This is a genomic window from Amycolatopsis sp. GA6-003, assembly GCF_046267895.1.
Lineage (GTDB): Bacteria > Actinomycetota > Actinomycetes > Mycobacteriales > Pseudonocardiaceae > Amycolatopsis.
The window spans coordinates 2,232,742-2,253,013 of the sequence record NZ_CP176499.1 but is presented as its reverse complement, the minus strand read 5'-3'; the positions used below and the strand labels follow the sequence as shown (position 1 = coordinate 2,253,013).

18 protein-coding genes are annotated in these 20,272 nt (G+C 69.3%); 13 read left to right on the top strand and 5 right to left on the bottom strand.

The window, feature by feature from the left end; translation table 11 throughout:
* Positions 1–26 precede the first annotated feature (26 nt).
* Genes F9C12_RS09565 through F9C12_RS09535 form a run of 7 tightly spaced genes read left to right on the top strand, consistent with a single transcriptional unit; the run spans position 27 to position 6,893 of the window.
* A complete protein-coding gene (locus tag F9C12_RS09565; RefSeq protein ID WP_409181646.1) occupies positions 27–662 on the top strand; it encodes a DUF6875 domain-containing protein in 636 nt (211 codons plus the stop codon).
* Positions 662–1,696, top strand: coding sequence for a ketoacyl-ACP synthase III family protein (locus F9C12_RS09560; protein ID WP_409181645.1), 1,035 nt, complete (start codon positions 662–664; stop codon positions 1,694–1,696). The genes F9C12_RS09565 and F9C12_RS09560 overlap by 1 nt, the downstream gene beginning before the upstream one ends.
* Positions 1,696–3,324, top strand: coding sequence for a (2,3-dihydroxybenzoyl)adenylate synthase (locus F9C12_RS09555; protein WP_409466984.1), 1,629 nt, complete (start codon positions 1,696–1,698; stop codon positions 3,322–3,324). Before F9C12_RS09560 ends, F9C12_RS09555 begins: the two co-directional genes overlap by 1 nt.
* Positions 3,321–3,545 (top strand): phosphopantetheine-binding protein, encoded by a 225-nt coding sequence (locus F9C12_RS09550; RefSeq protein WP_344278357.1) that lies wholly within the window; start codon positions 3,321–3,323, stop codon positions 3,543–3,545. Before F9C12_RS09555 ends, F9C12_RS09550 begins: the two co-directional genes overlap by 4 nt.
* Entirely contained in the window at positions 3,542–5,023 is a 1,482-nt protein-coding gene (locus tag F9C12_RS09545; RefSeq protein WP_409465603.1) for an amidohydrolase family protein, read from the top strand. Before F9C12_RS09550 ends, F9C12_RS09545 begins: the two co-directional genes overlap by 4 nt.
* Complete coding sequence (locus tag F9C12_RS09540) at positions 5,020–5,838, top strand: tryptophan 2,3-dioxygenase (protein ID WP_409465602.1); 819 nt, start codon at positions 5,020–5,022, stop codon at positions 5,836–5,838. The genes F9C12_RS09545 and F9C12_RS09540 overlap by 4 nt, the downstream gene beginning before the upstream one ends.
* Entirely contained in the window at positions 5,835–6,893 is a 1,059-nt protein-coding gene (locus F9C12_RS09535; protein WP_409181642.1) for a methyltransferase, read from the top strand. The genes F9C12_RS09540 and F9C12_RS09535 overlap by 4 nt, the downstream gene beginning before the upstream one ends.
* Positions 6,894–6,935: 42 nt before the next feature.
* On the opposite strand, the gene F9C12_RS09530 is transcribed toward F9C12_RS09535, so the two are convergent.
* The 4 genes from F9C12_RS09530 to F9C12_RS09515 all read right to left on the bottom strand — a co-directional run bounded on the left by F9C12_RS09530 (position 6,936) and on the right by F9C12_RS09515 (position 10,869).
* The gene (locus F9C12_RS09530) at positions 6,936–7,781 is read right to left on the bottom strand and encodes an alpha/beta hydrolase (protein WP_409465601.1); all 846 of its coding nucleotides are present in this window, start codon (positions 7,779–7,781) and stop codon (positions 6,936–6,938) included.
* A gap of 38 nt (positions 7,782–7,819) precedes the next feature.
* Positions 7,820–8,662 (bottom strand): BTAD domain-containing putative transcriptional regulator, encoded by an 843-nt coding sequence (locus tag F9C12_RS09525; protein WP_409465600.1) that lies wholly within the window; start codon positions 8,660–8,662, stop codon positions 7,820–7,822.
* Between the two features lie 140 nt (positions 8,663–8,802).
* Entirely contained in the window at positions 8,803–10,128 is a 1,326-nt protein-coding gene (locus F9C12_RS09520; protein ID WP_409181639.1) for a cytochrome P450, read from the bottom strand.
* Positions 10,129–10,323: 195 nt separating this feature from the next.
* Positions 10,324–10,869 carry an ArsR/SmtB family transcription factor gene (locus F9C12_RS09515; RefSeq protein ID WP_409465599.1) on the bottom strand — a complete coding sequence of 182 codons (546 nt, stop codon included), beginning with the start codon at positions 10,867–10,869 and terminating at the stop codon, positions 10,324–10,326.
* A 46-nt stretch (positions 10,870–10,915) separates the two neighbouring features.
* Between F9C12_RS09515 and F9C12_RS09510 the strand changes: the two genes are divergently transcribed.
* Positions 10,916–12,280: a M20/M25/M40 family metallo-hydrolase gene (locus F9C12_RS09510; RefSeq protein WP_409465598.1), complete on the top strand. Its 1,365-nt coding sequence runs from the start codon at positions 10,916–10,918 to the stop codon at positions 12,278–12,280.
* Between the two features lie 91 nt (positions 12,281–12,371).
* Entirely contained in the window at positions 12,372–13,661 is a 1,290-nt protein-coding gene (locus F9C12_RS09505) for an MFS transporter (RefSeq protein WP_409465597.1), read from the top strand.
* A gap of 28 nt (positions 13,662–13,689) precedes the next feature.
* On the opposite strand, the gene F9C12_RS09500 is transcribed toward F9C12_RS09505, so the two are convergent.
* Positions 13,690–14,703 (bottom strand): LacI family DNA-binding transcriptional regulator, encoded by a 1,014-nt coding sequence (locus F9C12_RS09500; RefSeq protein WP_409181635.1) that lies wholly within the window; start codon positions 14,701–14,703, stop codon positions 13,690–13,692.
* A 136-nt stretch (positions 14,704–14,839) separates the two neighbouring features.
* Between F9C12_RS09500 and F9C12_RS09495 the strand changes: the two genes are divergently transcribed.
* The 4 genes from F9C12_RS09495 to F9C12_RS09480 are packed head-to-tail and all read left to right on the top strand — an operon-like array spanning position 14,840 to position 20,115.
* Positions 14,840–16,225 (top strand): ABC transporter substrate-binding protein, encoded by a 1,386-nt coding sequence (locus tag F9C12_RS09495; RefSeq protein WP_409181634.1) that lies wholly within the window; start codon positions 14,840–14,842, stop codon positions 16,223–16,225.
* A complete protein-coding gene (locus tag F9C12_RS09490; protein WP_409465596.1) occupies positions 16,222–17,178 on the top strand; it encodes a carbohydrate ABC transporter permease in 957 nt (318 codons plus the stop codon). The genes F9C12_RS09495 and F9C12_RS09490 overlap by 4 nt, the downstream gene beginning before the upstream one ends.
* 1 nt (position 17,179) lies before the next feature.
* Positions 17,180–18,055, top strand: coding sequence for a carbohydrate ABC transporter permease (locus tag F9C12_RS09485; RefSeq protein WP_409465595.1), 876 nt, complete (start codon positions 17,180–17,182; stop codon positions 18,053–18,055).
* 5 nt (positions 18,056–18,060) lie between these two features.
* Positions 18,061–20,115 (top strand): glycoside hydrolase family 2 protein, encoded by a 2,055-nt coding sequence (locus tag F9C12_RS09480; RefSeq protein ID WP_409465594.1) that lies wholly within the window; start codon positions 18,061–18,063, stop codon positions 20,113–20,115.
* The last annotated feature ends 157 nt before the right edge of the window (positions 20,116–20,272 follow it).

The following is a 20,272-nucleotide window of genomic DNA, read 5'->3' as shown; positions in this document are numbered from 1 at the left end:
TCATCGACCACAGTCCGGGGGACAAAGTGCTGTTAAAGCTGGACGAATTGGAAGGCGAGCTGGCCGCCACGTTCGACGAATGGCTGACCGGGTACATCGAAAGACCGCATCCGGAACTGGGCCGGAAAGGCGCGATCTGCCCGTTCGTCCGGCCCGCCCGGCTCGCGTCCGGGCTGCGCGCGTACCGGTACCACTGGCTCGCGGGCGGCGACCTCGGGGACATGCTGCAGATCTTCGACACCGCGATGTGCCGGTACCGGCAGGAGGACTTCGGCGAGCTCAAGCCGACCCTGCGCACGCTGGTGGTGGTGATTTCCGGGCTGCCTCCCCGGGACTACGAACTCGTCGACCAGGCGCACGCCGAGCGCAAGGGCGACGCGATCGCGCACGGGCTGATGCTCGGGCAGTTCCATCCGGAATGCCCCGCGCCGGCCGCGCACAACGAGCGGTTCCTGGTCAACCAGGCGCCGTTCGCCGCGGTGGCGGTCCGGGACATGGCGTTCCACGACATTCTGTTCCTGAACCACGTCGGAAAATGGTTCCGGGAGTACCGGGACCGGTTCGGCCATTTGTACGACGACGGCAAGCGGGTCGATCCGCATTTCCGGGAATTGTTCGACGCGGCGCAGTCCAGGCAAGAACACAAGATGGAGGTTGGGTAATGCGGATGGGGGACGTGTACATCGCGGGCATCGGGACCCACTTGCCGGATCGGTACAGCGCCGAGCAGGCCGTGGCCGAGGGACGCTACGACGAGGAGGTGCGCGAGGCGACGGGGATGCTGTCCGTGTCGGTCGCGGGGGACACGCCGGCCCCCGACCTGGCCATCGCGGCGGGCCGCGCCGCGCTGCGGATGGCGAACATCCGCGCGGAGGACTTCGCCGTCCTGGTGCACAGCCACGCCCATTTCCAGGGACCGGAGACCTGGTCGGCCCAGCACTACATCTTGAACAACACGGTCGGGCTTCCGATCCCGGCGCTCTCGTTGATCCAGGGGTGCAACGCGTCGGTGACGGCGCTGAGCTTCGTGCGCAGCTTTCTCAAGGCGGGCACGGAGAAAACCGCGGCGCTCATCACGGCGGGAGACAACTTCGGCACGCCGGTGATCGACCGCTGGCGGTGCATGAACCTGGCCCCGCTCGGCGACGGCGGCGGCGCGCTGGTGCTGTCCACCGAGTCCGGATTCGCCCGGCTGCTGTCCAACGGGGCCCATTCCAAGCCGATGATGGAAGAACTGCACCGGGGCGGCGAGCAGATGTTCCCGCCGCCGATCACCGTCGGCGAGCCGGTGGACCTGGAACGCCGGTTCGCCTACTGGAACCGGCAATGGGCGCAGGGCGTGAAACCGCCGACCGGCGACGCGACCGAGAACATCAGGGAAGCGGTCGGGCAGGCGCTGGCCGACGCGGAGCTGAAGATGGGCGACATCGCCAGGGTCGTGCAGCCGCACTTCGGCAAGCCCGCGATGCGCAACTTCTTCCTCGACCCCATCGACGTGGAACTGGAGCGCGGCACCTACGAGTTCGGCAGGCGGATCGGGCACGTCGGGCCGGTCGACATCATCGCCGGGCTCGAGCACCTGTGGCGCACCGGCGCGGTGCGGGCGGGGGAGATCGTGCTGCTGCTGTCCGAGACTCCGGGCATGGAGGCGGGCGCGGTGCTGGTCGAGATCACGCGCGACGGGAGCGACCAGTGATGCTCGCCGGATGCACGCCGTGGCCGGAGGAGTTCGCCCGGCGCTACCGCGAGGCCGGGCTGTGGCTCGACGTCCCCCTGGGCGAGCTGCCCCGGCAATGGGCCCGCGAATACGGCACGGCCACCGCCGTGGTGTCCGGCCAGGAGCGGCTGAGCTACGCCGAGCTGGACGAGAAGATCGACCGGATGGCGGGCGGCCTCGCCGGATACGGCCTCGTCCGCGGGGACCGGGCAGTGGTCCAGATGACCAACGAAAGCGCGTTCCTGATCGTCTGCTTCGCGATGTTCCGGCTGGGCGTCACCCCGGTGTTCTCGCTGCCCGCGCATCGCGACGTCGAAGTGATCCACCTGATCGAAACCTCCGGCGCGGTCGCGTACGTGATCCCCGACGTGCGGCTCGGCTACGACTACCGGCTGCTGGCGGCCCGGGTCGCGATTCCCCGGCGGAGCGTGCGGACCGTGTTCGTGGCCGGCGACGTGGGGGAGTACGCCGAGTTCGTTTCGCTGTCCACCGTGGGCGAGGAACCGGCCGAGCTGCCGGAGATCGACGCGCAGGACGTCGCGTTCTTCCTGCTTTCCGGCGGAACGACAGGGCTGCCCAAGCTGATCCCGCGCACCCACGCGGACTACTTCTACCAGCTGCGCTCGGCCGCGAAGCTGTGCGAGCTGGACCGGGACACGGTGTACCTCGCGGTGCTTCCGATGGAGTTCAACTACTGCCTCGGCTGCCCCGGGGTGCTCGGCACCCTGCACCACGGCGGCCGGGCGGTGCTCGCGCTGAGCCCGAGCCCGGACGGCTGCTTCCCGCTGATCGAACGCGAACGCGTGACGATGAGCTCCCTGGTGCCCACGATCGCGCACGCGTGGGTCGAAGCGCGGGAATGGAGCGAAGCCGACCTGAGCAGCCTGGAAGTGGTGCAGATCGGAAGCGCCAAGCTGCACGAGAGCCTGGCCCGCAAGATCACCCCGATGCTGGGCTGCCGGCTGCAGCAGGTGTTCGGCATGTCCGAGGGGCTGATGAGCTACGTGCGCCGGGGAGACCCGGAGTACACCGTGCTGCACACCCAGGGGCAGCCGCTGAGCGAATTCGACGAGCTGCGCGTGGTCGACCCGGAGACCGGCCAGGACGTGCCGCGCGGCGAATGCGGCGAATTGTGGGCGCGCGGCCCGTACACGATCCGCGGCTACTACAACGCGCCCGAGCACAACGCGGTCGCCTTCACCGAGGACGGGTTCTACCGCTCCGGAGACCTGATCTGGCAGACCGAGCGGGGCGACATGGTGGTCGCGGGCCGGATCAAGGACGTGATCAACCGGGGCGGCGACAAGGTGTCGGCGACCGAGGTCGAGGGCTATCTGCAGGCGGAGGAGGGAATCCGGCAGGCGGCCGTGGTGGCGATGCCCGACGAGGTGCTCGGCGAGAAGACCTGCGCCTTCGTCATCGCCGACGGAAAGGCGCCGACCGGGCTGCAGCTGCGGTCCTCCTGGCGGGCCAAGGGGATCGCGGACTTCAAGATCCCGGACCGGGTGGAGCTCGTCGACGAGCTGCCGCTCACCGGACTGGGAAAGCTGGACAAGGCCAGGCTGCGCGCGGACATCGCGGCGAAACTGCGGGAGGAGGCCGGATGAGCGGGCACGAGGAGCTCAGGGACGAGGTCGCGGGAGTGCTTTCCCTGCGCCCGGAGGACATCGAGGAGCATCGCAATCTCGCCGACCTCGGCATGACGTCGATGGAATTGATGGGACTGATCAACCGGTGGCGGAAGCGGGGGCTGCAGGTCTCGTTCGACACGCTGGTGGAACAGCCGACCCTGGCGGCCTGGCGGAAACATCTGGAGGCGGTTTCATGACGGCGGGCGAAGCGCAGCTGATCAGGGCCGGGATCGTCTACACCGCGGACGAGACCGAGCGGGTCGTCCCCGGCGGCGCGGTCCTGGTCGAGGACGGGAGGATCGCGGCGGTCGGGACGGACGCCGAGGTCGCCGCCGCGGCCGCGGCGCTGGACCGGCCGGTGCGCACGGTCGACGCGACGAACATGATGGTGCTGCCCGGTTTCGTCAACGCGCACTGGCACGAGTTCTTCTCGTCCCGGATCAGCCCCATGGACGCGCTGCGCCCGGTGCGCGACGACGAGGACGTGCCGGGATGGATGTCCTCGGGCGGCAACTTGCTGGCGGTCTCGCCGCTGTTCGACAGGTTCGCCGACCTGGTGCCGCGGCTGACCGAGCGGGAAGCGGTCGACATCGCCACCTACTCGGTGTGGACCCAGCTGCGTTCCGGGACCACCGCGCTCGCCGATCTCGGTTCGCTCAACCAGCCGGACGCCCTGGTCGCCGCGTTCCGCGCGGTCGGCATCCGCGGCGTGGTCAGCACCTGGGTCAGCGATGTCGTGTGCGAAGCGGGGGCGGCCCGCCCGCGGCGGTCGCGCCCGGCTGCCGCCGTCGTGGACGAACTGGACCGGGTGGCGAAGATCTGCGCCGCCGACGACACCGGGATGCTGCGGGCGCGCGCGTCGGTCGTCGTGGTGACCAATATGTCCGACGAAGCGGGAACGGGTCTCGCGGAGCTGGCCGACCGGTACGGGCTGACCACCGGGGCCCACTTGTGCGCGCTGCGCACGGAAAGCCCGACGGTGCGGGAGTTCTTCGGCCGGGGCTCGGTGCACCGGTTCGCCGATCTCGGGCTGCTCAACGACCGGTTGCTCGGCGCGCACACCAGTTTCGCCGACGAAGCCGAGCGGCGGCTGCTGATCGAGGCGGGCGTGCACGTCAGCCATTCGCCCGCCAAGTACGGGCCGGTGGGCGAATCCACGATGTCCGAAACCCGGCTGATCCCGGAGTTCGCCAAGGCCGGGCTTCCGGTGTCGCTGTCCACCGACGGCGCGGGCAAACCCATCGGCGGCATGGCGGAAAACATGCGCGCGGCGTGGCAGCAGCACAACGAGCTGTACGCCGACCCGACCGTGCTGCGCGCCAGCCGGGCACTGGCGATGGCCACCCGGCTGCCCGCCGAAGCCCTGCGCTGGCAGGACGAGATCGGCAGCATCGCCCCGGGCAAGCAAGCCGATCTGCTGATGGTGCGGGCGGACGACTGGCGGTACCTGCTGGAGCCGCGTCCGCTCGAGGCCTTCCTGCATCTGGGCGGGTCGCTGGACGTCGACACCGTGCTGGTCGCCGGCCGGACGCTGATCAAGGGCGGAAAATCGGTGCACCTGGACGAAACCGAACTGCGGAGGCGGTACCTGGACGCGCTGCGCTCGTGCTCGGCCCGGGTCTTCGACGTGGCGGAGCCGCAGCTGCGCGAGGTCTTCGCCAGGGCGGCCCGATGACCGCGGAACGGGAGGCGGTCTGCCCGCTGCGTCCGCCGGAATACGTCAGCTACGCGCACATGGACCGGTTGCACGAGCTGGTCGAGCCGAGGACGGACTCGCCGAGGGAAGTGGTTTTCCTTCTGGTGAGCCACGTCAAGGAGCTGCTGTTCCGGGTCGGGTACGTGGAGCTCGACCAGGCGCGCGAGCAGCTGCGCACCCGCCGGGTCGACCAGGCGTGCCTCGCGCTCGACCGGGCCGCCCAGTCGCTGCGGGTGCTCGTGCAGACCTGGGACCTGCTGACCTCGATGTCCCCGGACGAGTTCCTCGTGTTCCGGCACATCCTCGGCGAGGCGTCGGGCACCCAGTCCTTCATGTACCGCACCTTGGAGTTCTGCCTGGGCAACAAGGATCCGCGCATGGTCGCCGCGGCCGAGGACCAGCTGGCGCTCTACCCGCAGCTGCGCCGGGAACTGGCCGCTCGCACCGTCTACGACGAGGCGCTGGGGCTGCTGGCCCGCGAGGGCCTCGACATCCCCGCGGCGGTGCTGGAGCGGGACGTGTCCGCGCAGTACCGGCCGGACGCCGCGGTGGAACTCGCGTGGCGGGCGGTGTACGAGCAGCCGGCGCGGTGGCCGGCCGCGCACCGGATCGCCGAGCGGCTGACCGAGGTGGCGTTCCGGTTCTCCCACTGGCGCGCCAGCCACCTGCTGGTGGTGGAGCGGATGCTGGGCAGCAAGCCGGGAACGGGCGGCACCACCGGGGCGCCGTGGCTGCGCGAGATCAACGAACATCGGTTCTTTCCCGAACTCTGGTCAGTGAGGACGTCGCTGTGACCCCAACGCTCAAGAGCCGCACTGCCCCGCTGACCATGCCGGGGCTGGTCCCGATCCTGTTCGGGCACGCCGCGTTCCAGCAGCTGAACGCCGGTTTCCAGCTCGGGCTTTTCGCCCGGCTGGCCGAGCGTCCGGACAGCTCGAAGCCGGAGCTGGCCGCCGCGCTCGACCTGCCCGCCCGCTCGGCCGACGTGCTGCTGCTCGGCACCACCGCGCTGGGGCTCACCACCGCCGAGGACGGCCGTTACCGGAACGCGGAGATCATCGACGCGGCGTTCCGGGACGGCAGCTGGCAGACACTGCGCGACATCGTGGAGTTCCAGGCCCGGATCAGCTATCTGCCCGCGTCCGACTACGCGGAATCCCTGCGCACCGGCCGGAACGCGGGCATCCGGCATTTCCCGGGGGACACCGAGGACCTCTACAGCAGGCTGTCGAATTCGGAAGGCCTGGAGGAACTGTTCTACCGCGGGATGAACGCCTGGTCGAAGCTGTCCAATCCGGTGCTGGTGAACGGGCCGCGGTTCGCCGAGGTGCGCCGGGTGCTCGACGTGGGCGGCGGCGACGCGGTCAACGCGATCGCGTTGGCCCAGGCGCATCCGCACCTGCGGGTCACGGTGCTCGACCGCCCGGCCGCGCTGGAGGTCGCGGCGGAGCGGGTGCGCGCCGCCGGACTGCGGGACCGCATCGAGCTGCACGCCGCCGACATCTTCACCGGCGAGTACCCGGGCGGCCACGACTGCGTCCTGTTCGCCCATCAGCTCGTGATCTGGACGCCGGAGCAGAACCGCGAACTGCTCGGCAAGGCATGGCACGCGGTCGAGCCCGGCGGACGCGTGCTGATCTTCAACGCCTTCGCCGACGACGACGGGCAGGGGCCGTTGTACGCGGCGCTGGACAGCGTGTACTTCTCCACGTTGCCCTTCGCCGGCAGCACGCTGTATCCGTGGCACCGGTACGAGGAATGGTTGCGGGAAACCGGTTTTGCCGAGATCACCCGGGTCGGCACGTCGTCCTGGACGCCGCACGGGGTGCTTCAGGCGATCAAGTCCTGACTGCTGGGTGCCGCCGAGACTGGGCCTCGGCGGCACCCAGCGCTAGCGCGTCGCCATGGCCGCCAGCACCCGGGCGCCCAGCGGGTCCGCGGGATTTCCCAGTCCCAGCACCAGATCGAAATGGTTGGCCCCCGGGACGACCAGCTCGGCCGCCTGATTGCCCGCCCGGCGTGCCGCGGCCGCGAATTCCTTCTGCTGGCGAATGTATTCGCCGGTCTCGAATTCGCCCCGCGCCAGCAGCAGCCGGGGCGTCCGGCAGGGCAGCGCGTGCAGCGGGCTGTGCGCCCGGGCCGTCGCGGCGTCGAGGCCGAGCGCGTCGTTGACGTAGGTGTGCCGGATCGGTTCCAGGTCGTAGGTGCCGCTCAGCAGGCAAGCGCTGGCCAGCGGGGGCCGCTCGCCGGGCGTGCGCCGATCGGTGCACAGCGCCATGGCCAGCAGGTGCGCACCCGCGGAACTTCCGCTGGCGTGCACCGCGTCCGGCCTGGTGCCGAGTTTTCCGGCGTTGTCCCGGATCCAGCACAACGCCCGCCACACCGCGTCGCACATCTCGGGCAGGGTCCGGCCGGGCGCGAGGCCGTAGCCCACCGCGGCGAATCCGTAGCCCTGGTTGACGAAATCCAGTGCGCTGAAGCTGGCCTCGTCCTTGCTGGTCTGCTGCCAGTGTCCGCCGTGGACGAACACCTGCAGCGGCGCGCCGGGCTCGGAAGCGGGGAAGTGGTCCACGGCTTCGGCCGGATGCGGGCCGTAGGAATAGGTGGCGAATCCGGTCGTGTCTTTGGCTTTCCGGCTGAGTTCGGCGCATTCCTCGAGAATGGCCGGGAAATTCGGGGCCAGGCGGCTCGGGGAGAATTCCGCGTCCAGCCGGGATCGCGGGGTTGGGTCGACCATGAGTTCCATGGTCGGTTTCCGCGGAACCGGTGTCAATATCAGCGCCCGGGGGCGGCGTACAGCTGGTGGAGCAAAGAGTGCCGGGCGATCGGTTCGATCGCGGAAGTGCTGTTGGCGTCGAGCACCCTTCGCTGCAGCAGCTGCAGTTCGGCGGACGGTTCGATGCCCAGTTCCTCGGTCATCGATTTGCGCAGTTCATGGAATACGCGCAGCGCGTCCTGGCGTCTTCCCGCTCGCTGCAGCGCGATCATGTAGTAACCGTGCAAATGCTCGTCGAAGGGATGTTCCACGACCAGTCCGGACAATTCGGCGAGCACCTCGCGGAACTGCCCGATGTGCAGCTGGGTTTCCACTCGCTTGATCCGGGCGTTGGACCGCGTCTGCTCGATCCGGGCGACTTCGGCCTGCAGCAACGGCCCCTGGTCGACATCGAGCAGCGGGAGCCCGCGCCACAGCTGCTCGGCCGCGGCGAGCAGCCGCACTCCCTTGGCGTGGTCGCCGGCGTCCAGCGCGGTGCTGCCCCGTGCGGTCAGCCGCTCGAATTCGGCGAGGTCGAACCGGCTTTGCGCGGTGTCGAACAGATATCCCCGGTTGTGGGTCTGCAGTATTTCGGCGCGCACCCGGCTGCCGGGAACGTCCAGTGCCGCCGCCAGCTGCCGCCGGATGTTCAGAATGTAGGTCTGCACCGCGGTCACCGCGGACTTGGAAGGCTTTTTGAGCCACAGCTCGTCGATGATCCGGTTCAGCGAAACGACTTTTTCGTGCTGGGTGAGCAGCAACCCGAGCAAATGGCGTTCCTTCGGGGCGGACGGGGTCAGCGTCCTGTTCCCCGCGGATACCGAGAGAGGTCCTAATATCCTGAGGTCAAGAGTGCTCCGCATCTGGCTCCCCCATGAGACGCGCGCCGGTTTCCGGGCACGCTGTGCGCATTCGCGACGATTTTCCTGCATCGCCGGGCGAATGTGCAACAGGTCGGCCGATCCGAAGGGGAGTCTCCTGGCCGGGGAACGGGAAGCGCTGGTCAAGGCTTTCGGGCGGTCGCCCGCAACAGCAGCCCTTTGGTGCGCAGCGTCCCGGCGGGGACCGGGCGCACCCGGGCGCCGGGCACCGGGTCGAGGCGCCATTGGCGGGTGATGCCGGCGAGAGCCAGTGCCGCTTCGCCGAGGGCGAAGTTGTCGGCGATGCACTTGCGCGCCCCGTTGCCGAAGGGGATGTACGAGGCCGTCGCGGTAGCGCGGGTGTGCAGCCAGCGGTCCGGGTCGAAGCGTTCCGGATCCGGGTAGAGGTCCTCGCGGCGGTGGATGAGATAAGGGCTGACGATCACGTTCGTCCCGGCGGGCAGGAGGTGGTCGCCGAGTTTGGTGTCGGCGGTCAGCGAGCGGGAGGCGACCCAGCCCGGCGGCCGCAGCCGCAGCGTCTCGCTGATCACCCGGCGCGCGAGGGGCAGGCGCTCCAGATCCGCCGGGCCGACCGGATGGTCTGCCAGCACCTCGTCCGCCTCGGCGCGCAACCGGCTGGCCACCTCCGGCGCCCGCGTCAGGTGGTGGAGAGCCCAGGCCAGGGTGAGCGACGTCGTCTCGGCGCCGGCGAGGAAGAAGGTCAGCACGTTGTTGCTGATCTGTTCTTCCGGGGACGACAGGGCGCCCTGGTCGTCCTTGTCCGCGATCAGGATCGACAGCAGATCGTGGCGGTCGCGTCCGCCGGAACGGTGCCGCCGCACGAGGTCGGTGCTCACCTCCTGCAGCCGCTGCTGGGCTTGCTTGCGTTCCCGGACGTTCAGCACCGGCAGCTTGAATTCGCTCAGCGTGAGCAGCTGCACCGGAGTGTTGAGGAATACGTCCCCGTCCCGCAATGCCTGGCGGACCGTGTCCGGCGGAATCGAATCGGAGAACAGCGTGGACACCACGACCGACGAGGTGAGTTTCCGCATTTCCGCCGAGACGTCGAGAATCTGCCCGTCTTGCCAGGAACCGGTCAGTTCGGCGATCCGGGCCGCGGCTTTGCCCAGGTAACCGGAGACGAGGTCGCGGTGGAAAACGGGCTGGAGCTGCCGCCGCTGGCGGCGGTGGAGGTCGTGCGGGCAGGTGAACAGGCCGTCGCCCAGCAGCCGGCGATTCCATTCCGAGATCGGGCCGCCCTTGTCGAACGCGCGGTCGTCGCGGTGCACTTGGCGGGTCAGTTCGGGATCGCACACCACCACCACGGTCGCCGGGCCGGCCTTGACGCGCACCAGGTCGCCCTGTTCGGGCAGTCCGGTGAGAAAGCCGAAGGGATCGCGCAGCAAGGGGAGCAGATGCCCGAGGACGGGCAAGGCTCCGGCGGCGAGCGGGATCGTGCGCAGACTCATCGCTTGAAATTCTCCCCAGCACATCGGAAACGGGAAAGGCGGAATGCGTGACCCGGGGGCGCGCCGCCGTGGTCCGCGAAAAATACGCTTAGCCTGATCGAGGCTAGTCCTCGTCGCTCAAAGCGCGCTCAATTCCGGCGAGGCGACGGAATGGGCGTCCGCGATTTCCGCCCCGCGCGACAGCACTTGCCGTCGTCAGTCCTTCGCGGGGTCCGGCTCTCCGGGCCGCTCGACCACGCTCCACAGGAACGAATACCTGCGCCCGGTCGGTTCCTCGCGTTCGACGAACTCGTCCAGCAGTGCGTCCAGCCGGGACTGGAGTTCGGACGCGGCCTCGTCGCTCAGCCGGACCACGCCGCGGCGGGTCTGCTGGATCGACGCCGGGTCGGTTTCGAGCATTTCGGCTCGGTGCGCGTCCAGGGTCGCAAGTTCGACGCGTGCGGTCAGCGCCGGATCGCCTGCGTGGTCGAGGTCCAGGTGCCAGGTCCGCCGCGTCGTCCGGTAGGGGCGTTCCCACGCGCCCAGGTCGCTGCGGCGGGCCGGTTCGGCGACGAGGAAACCCGCTTCCGCGAGGGCGTGCACCCGGCGCAGCACGGTCGCCGGCGACTCTTCCAGCCGTTTCGCCAACTGCTGGTTCGTCCACGCGGAATCCAGGCACAGCCGCAGAATCCGCCAGCTCAGCGGGTGCGCGAGCGCGCGGAGGTCGGCGGCGGTCGCCTGGCGCGGGAGGGGCTCGTCCATTGACAGCAGCTTAGCCGATTTGCTTCGATGGTATCGATATCAGAAAATGAAATCACTGGAGGTCCGGGTGCGCCGCATCGAGTCGTACGTCGAGCAGCACCGGGAGCGGCACGAGGCGGAGCTGGCCGAGTGGATCGGCGTTCCCAGCGTGAGCGCCACCGGCGAGGGCATGGCCGAGGCGGCCGAGTTCGCGTGCGGGCTGCTGCGGCGCAGCGGGCTCGACGCGCGGCAGGTGGACACCGGCGGCTGGCCGTTGGCCGTGGGGCGCGCCGACGGGCCTCCCGGATCGCCGCACGTGGTGATCTACGGGCATTACGACGTCCAGCCGGCCGGGCCGCTGTCCGCTTGGGACAGTCCGCCGTTCGAGGCCAGCGTCCGCGACGGGCGGATGTACGGGCGCGGCACGGGGGACAACAAGGGGCAGCATTTCGCGCAACTGCTGGCGTTGCGGGCGCTCGCCGAGACCGGTGAACTGCCGTGCAGCGTGACGGTGCTGCTCGACGGCGAGGAAGAAATCGGCAGTCCGAACCTGGAGCCGGCGCTCGCCGGGCTGCGCGACGAGTGGGACGCGGACCTGGTGCTGTGGAGCGACGGGCCGGTGCACGACAGCGGCGAGCCGACGGTCAGCCTCGGCGTGCGCGGCGCGGTCCGGTTCGAGATCCGGGTGCCCGGCGCTCCGGCGGCCCTGCATTCGGGAAACTGGGGCGGGGTCGCGGCGAACCCGGCGTGGGAGCTGGTGTGGCTGCTGTCGACGATGCGCTCGCCGGAAGGGGAGATCCTGGTCGAGGGGCTCACCGACGGCATGGTCCCGCTGAGCCCGTCGGAACGGGACGCGCTCGACGCGCTTCCGGTCGACGTGCCCGCGGCGCTCGCCGAAGTCGGGCTGGACCGGATGGACGTGCCGGACGGCGCCGGGTTCAACGACCGCCTCGCCTCGCCCACCTTCAGCATCAACTCGCTGTCCTGTTTGGACGGAGGCGAGCACCGCACGGTCATCCCGGCGGTCGCGGTGGCCCGCTGCGATATCCGGACGGTCGGCGGCCAGCGGGCTTCCACGGTCATCGACGCGTTGCGCGCGCACCTCGCGCAACACCTTCCGCACGCCGAACTGCACGTCCCGGGCGGGGTGATGGAAGCTTCGCGGACGCTGCCGGAATCGCCTTACACCACGGTGATCACCGACGCGGTCAGCGCGGCCGCCGGGCGTCCGGCGGTGCTGGTGCCCGCGATGGGCGGCAGCCTTCCGATCGCCGCGCTGTCCGACGGTCTCGGCCTGCCGTGCTACGGAATCCCGCTGGCGAACGTCGACGAGCACAACCACGGCCCCAACGAGAATTTCGAACTCGCCCGGTTCCACGCCGGGATCACGGCCGCCGCGAACGTCCTGCTCGAATTGGGCAAGCTCCGCTGAATTCCCGCACATGGTTGCTCCGGGCGAATGCGCTCGGAGCCGCGATTCATCCACGAAGCCGAACCGCTGACGCACCGCCCCGGAGGCGACCATGTCGATCCCCGCTCCCGATTCCCCTGCCCTGAAAACCGGCCACGGCCCAGCACCGCGTTCGTCCCGGATCGTGTTCGCGGCCACGATCGGCAACACCCTGGAATGGTTCAGCCTCGGGGCTTACACCTTGTTTGCCGACGTGCTGGCGAAACAGTTCTTTCCCGCGACTGATCCGGCGGTTTCGCTGATGCTGGCTTTCGCCAGCGTCGCAGTAGCGTATTTGATCCGCCCGTTCGGCGGGATGATCCTCGGGTCCTACGCCGACCGCGCGGGCCGCAAAGCCGCGCTGGTGGTGTCGATCCGGATCATGGCGGTGGCCTCGCTGCTGATCGCGATCATGCCGAATTACGCGACGATCGGGATCGCGGCCCCGATCGGGCTGGTGTTCGCCAACCTGCTGCAGGGATTCTCGGCGGGCGGCGAATTCGGCAGCGCGACCGCGTATCTGGTGGAGAGCAACCGGAAACGCCGCGGCTTCATGGGCAGCTGGGGCGCGGCGAGCCAGGGCTTGAGCACCTTGCTGGGCATCGTGTTCGCCGCCGTGCTGAGCGCGGTGCTCACCGAACAGCAGCTGGGTTCGTGGGGCTGGCGGATTCCCTTTGCCTTCGGCCTGCTGATCGCGCCGATCGGTTTTTATATCCGGCGGCACGTCGAGGAATCCCCGGCATTCGAGAAGGAGTCCGTCGAGGCTCCGCTGCGGGAAGTCCTGCGTGCGCAGAAAACGCGGATTCTGGTCGCGATGGGCGCGATGGCGGTGTCGACCGCGATCAGTTACCTGATCATTTACCTGCCGACCTACGCGATCCGCAATCTCGGACTGCCCACATCGCTGGCCTTCACCACGACGATCGTCGCGCAGATCGTGCTGACCGTCCTCGCGCCGGTCGCCGGACGGCTCTCCGACCGGACCGGCCGCGTTCCGCTGATGGCGGCCGCCTGTTCGGTGCTGCTGCTGGCGATCTTCCCGTTGTTCCTCGCGCTGAACAGCCATCCGACGTTCGCGATGATGACGGCGGTGCTGGCGGCGATCGGCCTGGTCAAGGTCTGGTACGTCGGCCCGCTGGGCACGATGATGGCCGACGTCTTCCCGACCCGGACCAGGGCGACCGGGCTGGCGGTCAGCTACAACCTCACCGCCTCGCTGTTCGGCGGGTTCACGCCGCTGGTGGTGATTTGGCTGATCGAGGCGACCGGGAGCAACCTGGCGCCGAGTTACTACGTGATGGCGTTGGCGGTGCTGAGCCTCAGCGCACTGGTCTTCGCCCGGCGGCGGCTGCGGGTGCGCTGAAGCCACGGGTTGCTGTGCCGGTGCCGGGTCAGCTTCCTCCCGTGCTCTCGCGGGCGAGCAGCGTGTGCGGTGCGATGAACTCCTCCGCAGGCAGCCCAGGGTCCTCGATCCGCGCGGCCAGCCGGGCAACAGCCGTTCTCGCGATGAACGGCGTGTCAAGCGAAACAGTGCTCAGCGACGGCCGGGAGTAGCGGCCTTCCTCGATGTCGTCGATCCCGATGATCGCCACGTCTTCTGGCACCCGCAGACCGGCGTCGAACACCGCGCGCATCGCGCCCATCGCGAGGAGGTCGGAGTAGCAGAAGATCGCGTCCGGATGCGGTGACTTGCGCAGCAGCGACGTCGCGGCAGCGTAGCCGTCGGCGCGGCCGTAGTGCGCGGCCGTGCGCTGCAGCGCGTTCACCGGTTCGAGCCCGCGTTCCTCCAGTGCTTTCCGGAAGCCCTCCGTGCGTTGCAACGGCGTCGAGTAGGTCTGCTTGGGCTGGGCGCCGATCGCCGCGATGCGGGTGCGGCCGCGGTCGAGCAGGTGTTTCGTCGCGTCGTGGGCCGCGACGACGTTGTCGATCGCCACGTGGTCGAAGCGCTGGTCGAAGACGTGCTCGCCGAGCAGGATCAGCGGCGACGAGCGGCCCGGGTCGACGTCGCGCAGCTCGTCCCTCGTCGCGAGCGGGGCGAACAGCATGCCGTCGAACAGGTTGCGCCTGCCGCCGCCGCGCAGCAGCTGGCGTTCCCGCTCGTGGTCGTGCCCGGTCTGGTCGATCATCACCTGGAAGCCGAGACCCGCGGCGGCGTCGATGACCTCGCGCGCGAGCTGGCTGAAGTACGGCACGTCGATTTCCGGCACCACCAGCGAAAGCAGGCCGGTCTTGCCGGTGCGCAGCGTGCGCGCGACCGGGTTCGGGATGTAGCCGAGCTCCTCGATCGCCCGCAGCACGCGCTGGCGCATCTTGTCGCTGACGTGCTCGTAGCCGCTGACGACGTTCGACACCGTCCGCACGGAAACCTGTGCCCGATCCGCTACGTCCCGCAACGTCGCCGCCATGGAAACCCCCTTCGTCCGGAAGCCACCCTACCTTTTGCAACGTGTGCAAGCATGTCGTACAGTTTGCGTACGATGGCAAACGAGGGCGCGTCCTTCTCCCCGCGCCCCTTGTCACCGTCCCGCACAAAGGAGTGCCATGAAATCCACTCTCGGACGGAGCGGCGGACCAGCCCGCCTCCTCGCGCGCCGCGGCGGAACGGCCGCCGCGGCGGTCCTGCTCGTCGCCGGGCTGACCGGCTGCGGCCCGGACATCGGTTCCGGCGGCGCGGAGGCGGACAACGCCGTCCTGCAGGCCCCGGCGGAGGACGCGCCGAAAGGCGAGATCACCATCTGGGACCGCTCCGGCGACCTGTACAAGGTCTTCGACTCCGCGATCAAGAAGTTCACCGCCAAATACCCCGGCGTCACGGTCAAGCACGAGGCCGTCGACATCGACTCCAAACTGCAGAACACGCTGATCACCGGCACCGACGTGCCCGACGGCGTTTTCCTCGACGACGCCAAGGTCGGCGGCTACGTCAGCCACCTGTGGAATCTCAAGGACGTGCTCGCGCCCTACACCAAGGACATCGCGAAGCAGAAGGTCGACGTCAACACCGTGGGCGGCGGCATCTACGGCGTGCCCTTCGACCTCGACCCCGGGCTGCTGTTCTACAACGCGAAGGCGCTGAGCGCGGCCGGGATCGACCCGAACGGCATCAAGACCTACGACGACCTGCTCGCCGCGGCGAAGAAGTACCAGCAGTACAAGCCCGGCGCGAAGCCGATCCACCTGGAGCAGAACGCCTTCAACAGCCAGCTCCAGCTCGAGATGTTCGCCAGCCAGCTCGGCACCAGCCTGGCCGGCCCGGACGGCGCGCTGCGGCTGGATTCGCCGCAGTACCGCCAGATCTTGACCTGGCTCGACACCGTGCGCAAGGACGGGCTCGGCACCCGCGCGGAGTACCTCAAGCCCAGCGACGTCAGCGCGCTCGACTCCGGCAACGAGGTCTTCTACCCGTGGGCGATCTGGTTCGATTTCGCCCCGCAGCAGCAGCTGACCGCCACGAAGGGCGACTGGCGGGCGATGCCGTTGCCGGCGTGGACCGCGGGCGGCGCGCGCAGCGGCGCGATGGGCGGCTCGTCGTTCGTCATCCCCAAGGACGCCAAGAACCCGAAGCTGGCTTGGCTGTTCTACCGCTTCCTGGCGTTCGAGGAGGCCGGCTACACCGGGGTCTACGGCCCGAACGCGGTCTATCCGGGCGGCCTGAACACGTCGATCCCGGCCTACCGGCCCGCGGCCGACCCGGCGAAACCGCTGTTCCGCCCGATCGAGGCGATGGGCGGCCAGGACCTGTGGAAGACCGCGGTCGAAGCGAGCCGGGACATCCCCGGCGGCGCGCCGATCCCGTCCTGGTGGTCCGGCGCGGTCGACTACCTCGGCACCGGCCTGCAGAAAATGCTGGACGGCGCGCTCACCCCGCAGCAGGTGATCGACAAGGCGGGCAAGGACATCCAGACCAACCTGATCGACCGCAAATGACCACTCGTTCCGTTTCCGCCGCGACGAGAGCGTTCCGGGAACCGCCGCCTGCCGCCGCACCGCGGTCCCGGGCGCCCCGTCGGCGGCGGAGCGCCCTGTCCTGGCGCCGCCGGTTCGCGCCGTACGTCTTCGTGCTGCCGTTCGTGCTGGTGTTCTTGGCTTTCAGCGTCTACCCGCTGTTCTTCACGCTGCGCCTGAGCTTCACCGACTGGCACGGCTCCGGCGCCGCGCACTGGGTCGGCCTCGACAACTACCAGTACCTGCTGACCAACGGCGGTTTCTGGTCGTCGCTGGGCAATTCCGGGGTGCTGTGGCTGCTGATCGTCCCGGCGCAGATCGTGCTGGCGGTGCTCGTGTCGGTGCTGCTCAACGCGATCAAGCGGCTGCGCGGCTTCTACCGGGTGGCGTTCGTCGTGCCGTTCGTGACGCCGCTGGTCGCGGTCGCGCAGATCTGGATCGTGCTGTTCGACCAGGACAACGGCGCGGTGAACGCGCTGCTCGGCGCGGTCGGCCTGCCGCCGGTCGGCTGGCTCGTCACGAGCGGATGGGCGAAGCCGACGCTCGCGTTGCTGTTTCTCTGGAAGACCACCGGGTTCGTGGTGCTGATCGTCCTTTCCGGACTCCAGCAGATCGACCGCGGACTGTACGAGGCGGCCTCGCTCGACGGAGCCGGCCGGGTACGGCAGCTGTGGTCGATCACCGTTCCGCTGCTGCGCCGTTCGCTGATGTTCAGCGTCGTCCTGCAGACGCTGGCGGTGTTCCAGATGTTCGCCGAACCGTACGTGGTGACGAAAGGCGGGCCGTACACCTCGACCACCACCGCCGGGCTCTACCTGTACCAGCACATCACCCGCGCGGATCTCGGCACCGGAGCGGCGAACTCGTTCCTGCTGGTGATCGTCGTGATGGCGGTGTCGCTGCTTTTCGTGCGGCTGCTGCGAGCGGAGGACTGACATGACGACCCTCGGCGTCCGCGAACGGCGGTCCAAGGCGCGGCCGTTGCTCGGCTCGCACGCGTTCCTGATCGTGCTGACCGTGGCGCTGCTCGCGCCGGTGGCGTGGGCGATCCTGTCGTCGTTCAAACCGGCGGGCGAGATCATCCGGGACCCGCTCGGATTCGATCCGGCGACCTTCACCCTCGCCAATTTCCGCGGGATGTTCCAGGACGTCCCGATCGGCAGCGGGTTCGTCAACACCGGCGTCGTGCTCGTGGCGAAGGGCGCGATCACGATGTTCTGCGCGCCGCTGGCGGCGTACGCGTTCGCGAAGTACCGGTTCGCCGGCCGCAACCTGATCTTCGGCACGGTGCTGCTCACGTTGATGCTGCCGACGATCGTGCTGATCATCCCGCTGCTGCTGGAGATGAAGGAACTCGGCTGGGTCAACACCTACCAGGCGCTGATCCTGCCCGGTTCGGTCGACGCGTTCGCGATTTTCTGGATGCGCCAGGTGATCGCGGCGGTCCCGGACGAACTGCTCGACGCCGCGCGCGTCGACGGCTGCGGCGAGTTCGGCATCTTCTGGCGGGTGGTCGTCCCGGCGATCCGGCCCGGTCTCGCCGGGCTCGGCGTGCTGACGATCATGAACATCTACAACGATTTCGTCTGGCCGGTCGTGGCGGCCAGCTCCAGCCGGATGGCCACCCTGCAGGTCGTCCTCTCGACGCTCGCCCAGAACATCTCGGGCAACCGCGTGGACGCCGACTACGCGACGGTCACCGGCGAGCTGCTCGCCGCCGCGTCGCTCGCGCTCGTCCCGCTCCTGATCCTGTTCATCGTGCTGCAGAAGCATTTCATCAACGGCATCCTCGCCGGAAGCGTAAAGGGCTGACACACATGACGATTGCCGAGAACGCCGCCGAGCCGACCACTGCGGAGGCGGTGGCCCGGCCCGGATATCCGCGTCCCGACCGGGACCGGTCCGCGCGGTGGCTCAACCTGAACGGCCGCTGGCGGTTCACCGCCGACGACGGGGCTCCGGACTCGATCGTCGTCCCGTTCGCTTGGGAGACCGCGGCTTCCGGCGTGCAGCGGACGTGGCTGCCGCATGCGGTCTACGCGCGCACGGTCACGGTCCCGCCGGAGTGGGCCGGACACCGGGTGGTGCTGTGCTTCGGCGCGGTGCATCACCGGGCGGACGTGTCGATCGACGGCGTACCTGTCGGGTCGCACGTCGGCGGGCACAGCTCGTTCGAGTTCGATGTCACCGACGTGCTGGAACCGGGCCGCCCGGCCGAGCTGACCGTCGAGGTCGAAGCACCGGCGGACAAACGCGAAATCCCGCACGGCAAACAGCGTTCGATCCCGCGCGACGACTACGACGGCGTGTCGTTCACGCCGACGTCCGGGATCTGGCAGACCGTCTGGCTGGAAGCCCGCGGCCGCACGTACGCCGCCGAAGTCTCGGTGCGCGGAGATTCGCTGACCGGGTTCGACCTCGCGGGCGAACTCGCCGGCGACGCTCCGGACAGCGCGGTGGTGGTCGCTCGCCTCGAAGGCCGCGAGACCGTCCTTCCGGTGCGCGACGGGCGGTTCTCCGGACGGCTGGACCTTCCCGATCCGCAGTTGTGGAGCCCGGACTCGCCGCATCTCTACTCGATCGAGGTGACCGTCGGCGAGGGCGAGTACGCCGACCGGCTGACCGTGACCGGCGGATTGCGCCGGATCGAAACACGCGGCGAAGGGCTGTATCTCAACGGAGAGCGGCTGTACGTGCGAGGCGTGCTCGACCAGGGCTACTGGCCGGAGAGCGGGCTCACCGCACCGGACGACGAAGCGCTGGTCCGCGACCTCGACCTGGCGCGAGAACTCGGGTTTTCCCTGGTGCGCAAGCATCTCAAGGCCGAGGAACCGCGGTGGCTGGACTACGCGGACCGGACCGGGATGCTGGTCTGGGCCGAACCGCCGGGCCCGAGCCGGTTCAGCCCGGCGGCCGCGGCGGCCTTCGAAGCGCAGCTGCCCGACCTCGTGCGCCGCGACGGCAACCATCCGTCGATCGTGATCTGGGGGCTGTACAACGAAGAATGGGGCCTGGACTGGGACATCCCGGGCAGCCCGGAGCGCGCCGCCGCGGCCGAGCACGCGTACGACCTCATGCGGTCGCTCGACGACACCCGGCCGATCGTGGAGAACTCCGGCTGGGCGCACGTGAAGACGGACTTGGTCGACTGGCACTACTACGACGAAAACCCGCGCCACTGGGCGGAAAACGTCGCCGCGCTCGCGTCGGGGGAGCGGGAGTCGTTCGAGGTGAGGCTCCGGCCGGATTTCCTGGTCGACAAATCGTTCTACGGTTCGGCGAGCTTCCCGCGCTCCGGCGTCCCGGTGCTGAACAGCGAATACGGCGCCGGGTTCACCAGCCTGGAGCGGGCGTGGCACGTGCGCTGGCAGACCCAGGAGATCCGCAGGCACGACCGGTTCTCGGGCTACATCTACACCGAACTCACCGACGTGGAACACGAGATGGCGGGCCTGCTGGACGCACACCGGCGGCCGAAGGACTGGGGCGGGCTGAACCCGGCCGACGCCTTCGCGGAGACGACTCTCGTGGTCGACCTCGTGCCCGCGCACGCAGGCGCTGACGTCCCGGTCCCGACCGGGCCGCTGACGCTGGACGTGCACGTCTCGCACACCGGCCAGGAGCCGATCGCGGGGACGCTGCACGCCGGATGGGGCGCGCCGGGTTCGCGCAGTCTGCCTCCGGCCTCGGTTTCCCTTGCCGCGCAAGCGAAACCGTTCCGGCTCAGCGACGCGTTCCCGCTGACCGTCCCGGCGCCGGGCGGCCCGGCGCGGTTGCATCTGTGGTTGGAGACGGACGGCGTGGCGGTCGCGCGGACGTTTGTGGACGCCGCGGTGGTGGAGGAATTGAACCGGCGCGGCGCGCGGGAGTGACTGTCGCCGGGAAGGGGCGGTCAGCTTGGGCTGGCCGCCCCTTTTCGGTTAGGCCGGGAGGTGCCAGGCCTGGGTGGACAGTCCGTGGCAGATGCGTTTCCGCTGACTGTCCCGGCACCGCGGCCTGCATCTGTGGTTGGAGACAGACGGCGAGGAT